General features: G+C 50.1%; 10 protein-coding genes. 8 read left to right on the top strand and 2 right to left on the bottom strand.

Translation table 11 applies throughout. The features are described from left to right. Both ppa and ACWA6V_RS11915 read left to right on the top strand, forming a co-directional pair. The coding region (ppa, locus tag ACWA6V_RS11920; protein WP_449522695.1) for an inorganic diphosphatase at positions 1-403 on the top strand (403 nt) is incomplete at its 5' end. A 322-nt stretch (positions 404-725) separates the two neighbouring features. Beyond that, positions 726-2,057 carry an MFS transporter gene (locus tag ACWA6V_RS11915; protein ID WP_449522694.1) on the top strand — a complete coding sequence of 444 codons (1,332 nt, stop codon included), beginning with the start codon at positions 726-728 and terminating at the stop codon, positions 2,055-2,057. Between the two features lie 68 nt (positions 2,058-2,125). On the opposite strand, the gene ACWA6V_RS11910 is transcribed toward ACWA6V_RS11915, so the two are convergent. Both ACWA6V_RS11910 and ACWA6V_RS11905 read right to left on the bottom strand, forming a co-directional pair. Beyond that, complete coding sequence (locus tag ACWA6V_RS11910) at positions 2,126-2,542, bottom strand: PilZ domain-containing protein (protein ID WP_449522693.1); 417 nt, start codon at positions 2,540-2,542, stop codon at positions 2,126-2,128. 145 nt (positions 2,543-2,687) lie between these two features. Further along, the gene (locus tag ACWA6V_RS11905) at positions 2,688-3,179 is read right to left on the bottom strand and encodes a DUF1456 family protein (protein ID WP_449522692.1); all 492 of its coding nucleotides are present in this window, start codon (positions 3,177-3,179) and stop codon (positions 2,688-2,690) included. 224 nt (positions 3,180-3,403) lie between these two features. On the opposite strand from ACWA6V_RS11905, the gene ACWA6V_RS11900 reads away from it, so the two are divergent. From ACWA6V_RS11900 to tpiA, 6 genes are all read left to right on the top strand, one after another. Further along, a complete protein-coding gene (locus ACWA6V_RS11900; protein ID WP_449522691.1) occupies positions 3,404-3,802 on the top strand; it encodes a TfoX/Sxy family protein in 399 nt (132 codons plus the stop codon). A 107-nt stretch (positions 3,803-3,909) separates the two neighbouring features. Then, positions 3,910-4,806 (top strand): response regulator, encoded by an 897-nt coding sequence (locus tag ACWA6V_RS11895; RefSeq protein ID WP_449522690.1) that lies wholly within the window; start codon positions 3,910-3,912, stop codon positions 4,804-4,806. 92 nt (positions 4,807-4,898) lie between these two features. Then, positions 4,899-6,164: a hypothetical protein gene (locus tag ACWA6V_RS11890; RefSeq protein ID WP_449522689.1), complete on the top strand. Its 1,266-nt coding sequence runs from the start codon at positions 4,899-4,901 to the stop codon at positions 6,162-6,164. After that, complete coding sequence (locus ACWA6V_RS11885) at positions 6,165-6,590, top strand: hypothetical protein (protein WP_449522688.1); 426 nt, start codon at positions 6,165-6,167, stop codon at positions 6,588-6,590. Further along, on the top strand, positions 6,587-8,197 hold the full coding sequence (locus ACWA6V_RS11880) for a diguanylate cyclase domain-containing protein (RefSeq protein ID WP_449522687.1): 1,611 nt from the start codon (positions 6,587-6,589) through the stop codon (positions 8,195-8,197). Before ACWA6V_RS11885 ends, ACWA6V_RS11880 begins: the two co-directional genes overlap by 4 nt. Positions 8,198-8,439: 242 nt before the next feature. After that, positions 8,440-9,112: triose-phosphate isomerase (gene tpiA / locus ACWA6V_RS11875; protein WP_449522686.1), on the top strand; the 673-nt coding region annotated here is incomplete at its 3' end.

Raw genomic sequence — 9,112 nt, 5'->3', positions numbered from 1 at the left:
TCTGGTGAGTACCGCCATGTACTACCCTTGCAACTACGGCTACATCCCCAACACCCTGTGTGGCGATGGCGATGCTGCCGATGTACTCGTAGTATTCCCACAGCCAGTGCAAGCAGGCTCGGTGATTCGCTGCCGTCCACTGGGCGTGCTGAAGATGACCGACGAAGCCGGTGAAGATGCAAAAATCGTAGCGGTACCACACGACAAACTGACTACCATCTACAGCGAAGTAAAAACCCTGCAAGATTTACCTGCAATCACCCTCAAGCAAATCGAACACTTCTTTGAGCACTACAAAGACCTGGAAAAAGGCAAGTGGGTAAAAGTCGCTGGCTGGGGTGATCTGGAAGAAGCGCGCGCACAAATTCTGAAAGCCGCACAAACCTACAAAGCGGGCAAATAATTGCGCGCGAGCCACGAAATAAAACTGCATTACTGCAGCAATAAAAAAATAGTTGTAAACAATAGCGATTAAACATCGCAATAAAAAAAGTAACACCCAACAAAGCAGTATCAACCGCTTGATCAGGTGAGAGAGATCACAGAGGCCACTTTACGAAAAAGTGGCCTCTGTTTCCAAAGCGGAACAACAATCAAGGCATGGATTACGCCGACTAGAATAAAACCAGTGGCAGTGAGTAACGCACCCTATACCTGAAACCAACACGAGCAGGTGGCCGTTACCACAAAAACACAACAGCAAGAAAAAACACAAGGTACTGACCATGAGTTCTGATTCTGCGATTGATTCCGCCTCTGTTATAACGCCGCCCGCCAAAACCAAACACCCCTTGCTCTGGGTGCCAACCGGTTATTTTACGATGGCATTGACTTACAACATTCTTACCGCAGCCGCCGTAATTATGTTCAGCAATCTCGGAATGAGTAATGCCGAGGCTGCAGGTTATGCCAGTGCCCTCGGTTTGGCATATACAATAAAACCCTTGTTCGCAGCATTTTTGGAGATGTACAAAACCAAAAAGTTTTTTGTACTCGCCAGCCAAATCATACAAGGTATAGGATTTATCGGTGTTGCCCTGGCACTGAATCTTCCCAGCTTTTTTCTTCCCATGATCGTATTGTTCTGGGTAATTTCTTTTATCGGCTCAGTACAGGACATCACCAGTGACGGGGTTTATGTCACCTCCATGGACAGCAAACAGCAGGCGCAGTATTGCGGCGTACAAAGCTTAAGCTGGAACCTTGGAAAACTGGCAATCACCGGCGGGCTGATTATTTTGACCGGTTTTTTACATGAAAATGTTTTTGGTCACGATCCATTGGTAAATGGCACCGACTGGACCCAATCCTGGCAGATCGCTTTCGCGTTATTGGGTGCAGTCATGTTGGCAATGGCAGCATGGCACTGGAAATTTATGCCCGATGGCTCGCGCTCTGAAAACACCCCCACAAGCGTGAAAGAAGCAAGTGCAACTTTGCTTGATGCATTCATCACCTTTTTCCAGAAAAAAGGAATTTGGATGATGATTGGCTTCGCGCTGTTGTTCCGTCTCAGCTATGGATTCTTGTTAGCGCCCAGTATGTTGTTTATGAAAGACTCAATGGAAAATGGTGGACTGTCATTGACCAATCAGGAATTTGGCCTTATCTATTCCGTCTTTGGCCTGATAGCTATGATCATTGGCTCTTTAATCGGCGGATTTTATGTTGCCAAGAAAGGATTGAAAAAAGCACTCTTCCCTCTTTGTTGCGCGATTAATATTCCCAATGTCACCTTTTTATTGCTCTCCGTTATCCAACCGGAAAGCTACGCGCTGATAGCCACTGGCGTAATAGTTGAGCAATTCTTTTTCGGTATTGGCTCTGTGGGCTTTATGATTTATTTGATGCAGCAACTCGCTCCCGGTAAATACACGACAGCGCATTATGCCTTCGGCACGGCGCTAATGGGATTGTGCATGATGCTCACCGGCATGGTAAGTGGAGTGTTGCAGGAAGCGATGGGTTATACCGGTTATTTTATTTTTGTAATGGTAGCAACTATTCCATCATTCCTGATTTGCTGGCTCGCACCATTCCATCACAAGCACGATTAAGCTGCCAGAGATATACACAAAAAACCCGGCTAATAACCGGGTTTTGTTTTTTGGATAAACTGATTTTGTTAATGCTGCGCATGATGATCAAAGCTCGCCGAGTAGCGCTCTATCCACTCCAAGGCCGCTTCCTCACTACTCAACTGCCGTCCCTTTAGCGCCAGCCGCTGGCGATAATCCTCAATCTGGCACACCTGCTCCACCATACGGGTGCGAAAAAATTCATCATCGCTGGTAAAGCGTACACCCACTTCATAGTGCCTCGATGACTGCTCACGGCGCCACACGATCACACCGCGACCATGATAGTCCGGCTTGGTCACTGGAATATCAAACTCGACAAACGTGCCCACCTTCACTGGCTTATCGGTGATAAAACATAGGCCGCCAGCACTCAGGTTGCGCACACGGACACGCGACTCTTCATCGCCACCAGCAGAGACTTGAATCGGTATAGAAGTAGGATGGCGAATGTAAGTGCGCATAACAATTGGCTCGCAGCAAGTTTATGGATTACCACCGGATAAGGTACAGCACTTAAAGTGTAATCCAGCAATTTCACCGCGAACGGAAGCAATTGTTATGAAGAGACTATGGATTTAGAACGAACTATAGCGTTAAAGCAAAGTGCTATTCTGATACAGGTTCGGTCGCATCAACGACATTGCCACGCATCTTGAATTGCAAGCCCTTTAAAAAATTACGCAGTACTTGTGTCTGGCACTCACGATAATTGTTGTGCCCAGGTTTACGGAAAAATGCACTCAACTCGTGTTTGCTCAGGGGAAAACCAGCCAGTTCCATCACTTCCAGAATTTGCTCATCTTTAAAATCCAACGCGATTTTTAATTTGCGCAGGATAATATTGTTATTGAGCTTTTTTTCCGGCTCAGGCTGCTCGCCCTCGCGCTTGCCACGTTTTTTATTGATCAGGCCATTTAAAAAAATAGCCAGCTGCACATCGCGCAACTCTTTGTAATCGGGCTTGTCATCCGCCTTCAACCAATCGCTCACCAGCTCGCGCGATGCATTGAAACCACCCGACGCGAACAGTGCCATCATTTGTGCATCGCCAAAATCAAAAATAAAACGCAGCCGGCGGAGAATATCATTGTTGGTCATAAGTAAATCCTGAACCTCAAAAAGCCGGGCACTATAGCAGTATTTATTCGTCGCACCCAATTTGCATAAATACACCCGTTTTCAGCAGTAAACTGTATATAGTTAAAAATTCAACTATCCTCGTTTTGGCGCAGAAAACAATCTTAGCAGGTCGTTGCAAACGGATGCGCAGCTCCATAAAGTTTTGGGGGTTTTTAATAATGGTCAGGATAGGAAATCACCCAATGAACCTCAGCCATGCGTATCTGGATCGCATCATTGCCCGCTTGTCGCAAGTGGCAGAGGTTTCCTATCGCCGGATTTTCAACGGCGTTGGCATTTATTATCGCGGCGTGCAGTTTGCGATTGTGATCAACGACCACCTCTATCTCCGCGCCGATGAACACTCGCGCACGCTCTATCTGCAAAAAGGTATGGCCGCGTTTCAACCACGCGCGGCGGTTAATGTGGAATCCGCCTTCTTCCAATTACCCAATGAGATTCTCGACCAATCAGCCGAACTGCAACACTGGGTGCGTATCGCGGTGGAAGCCGCACAAGTTGGCGACTTCCGCGACGACGAGACCTGCCTCGATACCCCCATCCGCCACCTGCAGGCGCGCGCCCTTAGCACACGCCGTTAGCGCGCGCCGTTACCACGCGCCAACATAGGTAGTTCTACCTGCCCGTCTTGCGCGCAAATTATCAAAGCTGGGCTAGGCTAAAAGGATAATCGTTAGAGGGATGACCTATGGGCATTCGTATTCTGGTGGTGGACGATGCCACCTTTATCCGCGATATGATCAAAAAACAATTGCGCGATAAAATTCCCGGCGTGGAAGTGTTTGATGCTCCCGATGGCGCAAGAGCATTGGCGCAACTCAAGGGCCAGGCGGTCGACCTCATACTCTCCGATTGGGAAATGCCCAATATGACCGGCGCCGAATTGCTCACCGCAGTGCGCGCCATGCCCCACGACGGCACCATCCCCTTCGTGATGATTTCCAGCCGCGGCGACCGCAACCATATCGTCAAGGCGATTGAACTAGGCGTATCCGATTATTTAACCAAACCGTTTTCGGCTGAAGAGCTGCTGAAAAAAGTCTTCAAGCAATTGAAACTTGCCGGTAAATCACCCACGCAAGCGGTGCGCACCGCCAGCACCCAAGGGATTGCCTTTGCCTCGGTGGATGTATTGACTGGAAGCGGTGGTGGCGCACCTAAAGCCGCTGCTCCCAAACCCATCAATCCTTTCTCCAATAACAGCGCTGGCGCATTGGGTGCAAAACCGGCAGTGCCCGCAGCCCCCAACATTAAAGCAGTAGAAACCCCCAAGGCCGCAAAAGGCAAGGCGCAACTGCGTTTTTCCAACAACCGTACTTTTGCTTGTGTAATTCGGGAGATGTCACTGCAACTAATGAGCTGTTTAATGCAGCGGGCGGATGAATTACCCACGGTGTTTGAGCAGGCCGTCGTCGATATAGAAACCGGTGATGGCAGCAGTCTCGCACGCGTTAACGGCTACGTGCACAGCATTCAGGCGGGCGAGAACCGCCCCGATACCAGTGTGATAAAAATCGTTATTCGCTTTGTCGATAACGATGCAGATAAATTCGAAACCCTGTCCAAATACATCGCCCAAATGTAAACCTGCAAAGCACGGCTCGCTGGCTATACTCAGACCATGTCTCCATCGATGTTGATGTCCAGCCGCTAGCGGATTTTCAGGTTACCTTTCTCATGATGTTTGAAAATCGCATTTTCCCGCCACTATTAGCGCTCTTGCTAGTTTGTATTGCCCCACTCGCAAGCGCTGATGCAGAACATCGCCTCTCTGGCTTTGCCACCTTCGGTATCGCGACTAGCGATAACCCGGAGCTAGTGTTCAGACGCGACGTCACCAAAGATGATGGCGCTTACGAGCATAGCGGCAGCTGGAAAAGCGATTCCCTACTCGGCCTGCAATGGCAAGGAGACTGGTCACCCGAATGGGGCACCATGGTGCAGCTGGTGGCGAAAGATCGCTTCGATAATAGCCTCGCCAATTCCATCGAGTGGGCACTTGTCCGCTATCGCCCCACCGATGGTCTGGATCTGCGTCTGGGGCGCTTGGGTGCCGATGTGTTTATGCTCTCTGAATATCGGCAAGTCGGTTATGCCATCCCCTGGGTGCGCCCGCCACATGACCTTTACGGCCTTGCCTCCCTCTACAATTTTGATGGTGCAGACATTACCAAGCGCATCGAACTGAGCGATGCCGCACTCACTATCAAAGCGTTTTACGGCAACTCGGACGAGGAATATCCCACCGGTTTCAATAACGACCAGGGCATTCATGTGGAGTTCGATCTCTATGGTGCCAGCACCAGTATGGAGTGGAATTACTGGAAGCTGCGCTACACCTACGCCAATGTGAAAGTCAAAAGTGACCACGCCAAACCCCTGCGCGAGGGATTGGCACAAGTAGCTTCGATGTGGCCGCCCGCGACGCTTTTTCTTTCCGAGTTGGAAACCCTCAATAAAAGTTTTGATTACAACCAGATAGGCGTGAACTACGACAACAACGACTGGTGGTTTCAAGGTGAGTTTTTGCAATTAGGGTCAGAGCTGGCACTGGTTGCCAGTGGCAAACACGCCTATGCCAGTCTGGGCAAGCGCTTTGGTAGCCTGACCATTTACGGTTTGACCGGCTATGCGGAACCCGAAAATCCATCGGTTTACGTACCGTATCCCTCTATTGTGCTGCCAGAGCCCTTTCAATCCCAATTGGATTACCTGGTTGTGGCCACCGAGCGCACCCTGAATGGTGTGCGTATCAAACAACGCAGTTATGGTGTAGGCGCGCGCTGGGATTTCACTGCAAAAATGGCCTTGAAAATCCAACTGGAACAATTTGAGGTGGATAAAACCGGCACCAACCTCTGGTTGCGCTCTGACAATACCCGGCCGATCCTTGCAGACCAAAAACCTGTTGTCCTTAGCCTTGCATGGGATGTGCTCTTCTAAATGGCGAAAGTGATTATGTTGATCGCAGCGCTGATCTTCAGCGACCAACTCCAGGCTGAGATACTGGTGATCGTCAACGCGCAGAATTCCGTCAGCACACTGGAAAAAAAACAGGTAATGGATTTGTTTATGGGGCGCGTCTCTGCATTTCCCAACGGGCAGTCAGCCGAAACCCTGGATTTAAAAACCGGTACGCCCTTGCGCGCCCACTTTTATAAAACCCTCACCGGCAAAAATGAAGCCCAGGTAGACGCCTATTGGGCCACGCTGATTTTTGCCGGGCGTATGTCACCCCCCAAACAACTGGCCGATGAACAAACCTTGATTGCTGAAGTGGCCCGCAATACTGGCGCAATTGCGTATGTCACCCGCCAAGCGCTACCCAAGAATGTGAAAATTGTAACGGAGTTACCCGCGCTCGAATGAATATCCAAAGCCTGCACATCAAAGTCTCGCTCAGTGTCGCTGCCGCAGCGCTTTTTGTTGTGCTCTTGTCATCGCAATTTTTTTACCACCGCAGTTACGAAAAATCCTTTGCCGACAGTGAGCGCTCAGTACAGCAATTATTGGAAACCGTACAGGAGACTGCAGCTATCGCCGCCTACGTTGGCAACCGCGAACTCGCGCAGCAAGTGGTCACCGGATTGACGCAAAACGATATAGTGGTAGGCGCAAAAATTATTGCCAATAAGGAAATTATCGGCCAGCACGGCCGAACCAGTGCCGATGCAAAACAGCAATTGATTTCGATTAGTCTAAATGCGCCCTTCGATGAAAAAGAAAGGGTGGGCGAGCTTGCCGTTGTGCCAAATGTGCCGCTCATTGCTTTGCGTGCACGTGATTCCGCCATGGCCACTGCGATAGGTTTAGCCGCGCAAGCCGCCGTGGTTGCATTGCTGGTACTAATTCTGGTGTATTGGATGATGACGCGCCCGCTGTCATATCTCTCTGGCCGTTTGCATCGCATCACGCCCGGCGATGGCAATCGCCTTGATGTAGCAGGCATACATCGCGGCGATGAAATTGGCCTGCTCGCGGGTGATATCAATGCCCTCTTGCACACGGTTGAAACCATGCTCGAAGAGGAGCGGCAATTGCGCCATCGCGTAGAATTATTGGAGACGCGCTTTCGCGGTATTTTTGAAGACAGCAGTGCGGGCATTTTTTTAGTGCGCGGGCAAGGCGCACTGGTCACTGCCAACCCCGCTTTTTTTCATCTCACCGGGCTCGCCGAATCAGCGCAGCCCGCAGCGGGCGACGATAATATTATCGCGCGGGTTTTTCTCGACCACGAGCAAGCCAGTTCACTGATTAAATTATCCTTAATCAGCAAGCGTCCACACTCCGCCGATCTGCGTATCCGCACTGAACAAGATAATCAGGTGCGCTGGGTACACTGCATTTTTTCGCCTGCGGGCAATACCCAGCAGGGTGCCACTGTAGAAGGGGTTATGTATGACGTAACCCAGCGCAAATATTCCGAAGAGCGCATTCGCGAGCTGGCCGAAAAAGACAGCCTCACCGGTTTAAGCAACCGCCAGGCAGCTGAGAGTGCATTGGAAGAACTTATCCAACAGGCTCCAGTGGGCGGTAAAGAATTTGCGGTGATGTTGATCGACCTCGACCGTTTTAAAACCATCAACGACACCTACGGCCACGATGCGGGCGATAAAGTGCTGGTCACTATCGCTGCGCGCCTGCGCAAATTAGTGCGCGACTCCGATGTGGTCGCTCGCCTGGGCGGCGATGAGTTTTTATTAATCCTGAATCACGCCGGCAATATCGACACCATCAAACGCATCGCGCAAAAAATTCTCGATGCACAGCAAGCACCCATCGAAGTGCAACCCGGGGCAATGGAAAAAATTGGCATCAGCATCGGCATAGCACTTTATCCCGAGCATGGCGACAACGCGCTGAGCGTGCGCAAACATGCTGACCAAGCCATGTACATCGTCAAACGGCAGGGTAAAAATAATTACGCTTTTTATGACCCCAGCGGTAACGAACTGCCCCTCACCGCCAGCAACTAAACACCCACAAAATGTAAACGATTACATTTTAATGAAGCGCAATAATGAAACGTTTACACATGTTTTTCATGATAATTTAGGATTTAATTTCTACAAATAACCACTTTAAAGCAAAATAATTTCAACCGACTATTGCTCGATTTCATTACGCTGTGTAGCATTTTCACTTATCAGCTCGCCAATCGCCGACGACCTATTTTTATCGCCGCACTCTTGTGCACATCTTCTTTTGAGTAGATTTCATGAAACAACGTAAACCCATAGTGATCGCCAACTGGAAACTCAACGGCGGCCTGGATTTGATTTGCACTTCGGTAGCCTCGTTTATCGGCAAGCACTTTGCGGCACAAATTGCCATCTGCCCGCCCTATTTGTACATGCGCGACATGCTGACCTTTTTGCAGTACTCCGAGTTGCAAATCGGCAGCCAGAACGTGAGCCCTTATGAATCCGGCGCCTACACCGGCGAGACTTCCGCACAAATGCTCAAACAGGCGGGCTGCTCACTTTGTTTAATCGGCCACTCGGAGCGCCGCGCGATGTTTGCGGAAAATAACGAGGGCTGCCAAATCAAAGTCCGCACTGCCTTGAACCACGAATTATTGCCCGTGCTCTGTGTCGGTGAAAACCAACAGCAGCGCGAAACCAATATCACCGAGCAAGTATTGCGTGAACAATTGCGCGGCGGCCTCACCGATATTGACTTAAGTGGCAAAGACCTGTGCGTTGCCTATGAACCGGTATGGGCGATTGGCACCGGCCTTGCAGCAACACCGGCAATCGCGCAAGAAGTGCATCAATTTATTCGCGCAGAACTCACGCGCATTTTTGATGCAGCGACAGCTAATCGCGTGCGCATTTTGTACGGCGGCAGCGTAACCAAAAGCAATGCACGCGATTTATTACAGCAAGCCG

The sequence above is a fragment of the Cellvibrio sp. genome (genome assembly GCF_053579595.1).
The sequence above is the reverse complement of the archived record's forward strand: the minus strand, read 5'-3'. Positions and strand labels throughout refer to the sequence as shown.

Excerpts from the sequence above, each read along its gene's own strand:
- ACWA6V_RS11915 (WP_449522694.1), top strand. The coding sequence starts at position 726 with ATGAGTTCTGATTCTGCGATTGATTCCGCCTCTGTTATAACGCCGCCC.
- ACWA6V_RS11910 (WP_449522693.1), bottom strand. The coding sequence starts at position 2,542 with ATGCGCACTTACATTCGCCATCCTACTTCTATACCGATTCAAGTCTCT.
- ACWA6V_RS11905 (WP_449522692.1), bottom strand. The coding sequence starts at position 3,179 with ATGACCAACAATGATATTCTCCGCCGGCTGCGTTTTATTTTTGATTTT.
- ACWA6V_RS11900 (WP_449522691.1), top strand. The coding sequence starts at position 3,404 with ATGAACCTCAGCCATGCGTATCTGGATCGCATCATTGCCCGCTTGTCG.
- ACWA6V_RS11895 (WP_449522690.1), top strand. The coding sequence starts at position 3,910 with ATGGGCATTCGTATTCTGGTGGTGGACGATGCCACCTTTATCCGCGAT.
- ACWA6V_RS11890 (WP_449522689.1), top strand. The coding sequence starts at position 4,899 with ATGATGTTTGAAAATCGCATTTTCCCGCCACTATTAGCGCTCTTGCTA.
- ACWA6V_RS11885 (WP_449522688.1), top strand. The coding sequence starts at position 6,165 with ATGGCGAAAGTGATTATGTTGATCGCAGCGCTGATCTTCAGCGACCAA.
- ACWA6V_RS11880 (WP_449522687.1), top strand. The coding sequence starts at position 6,587 with ATGAATATCCAAAGCCTGCACATCAAAGTCTCGCTCAGTGTCGCTGCC.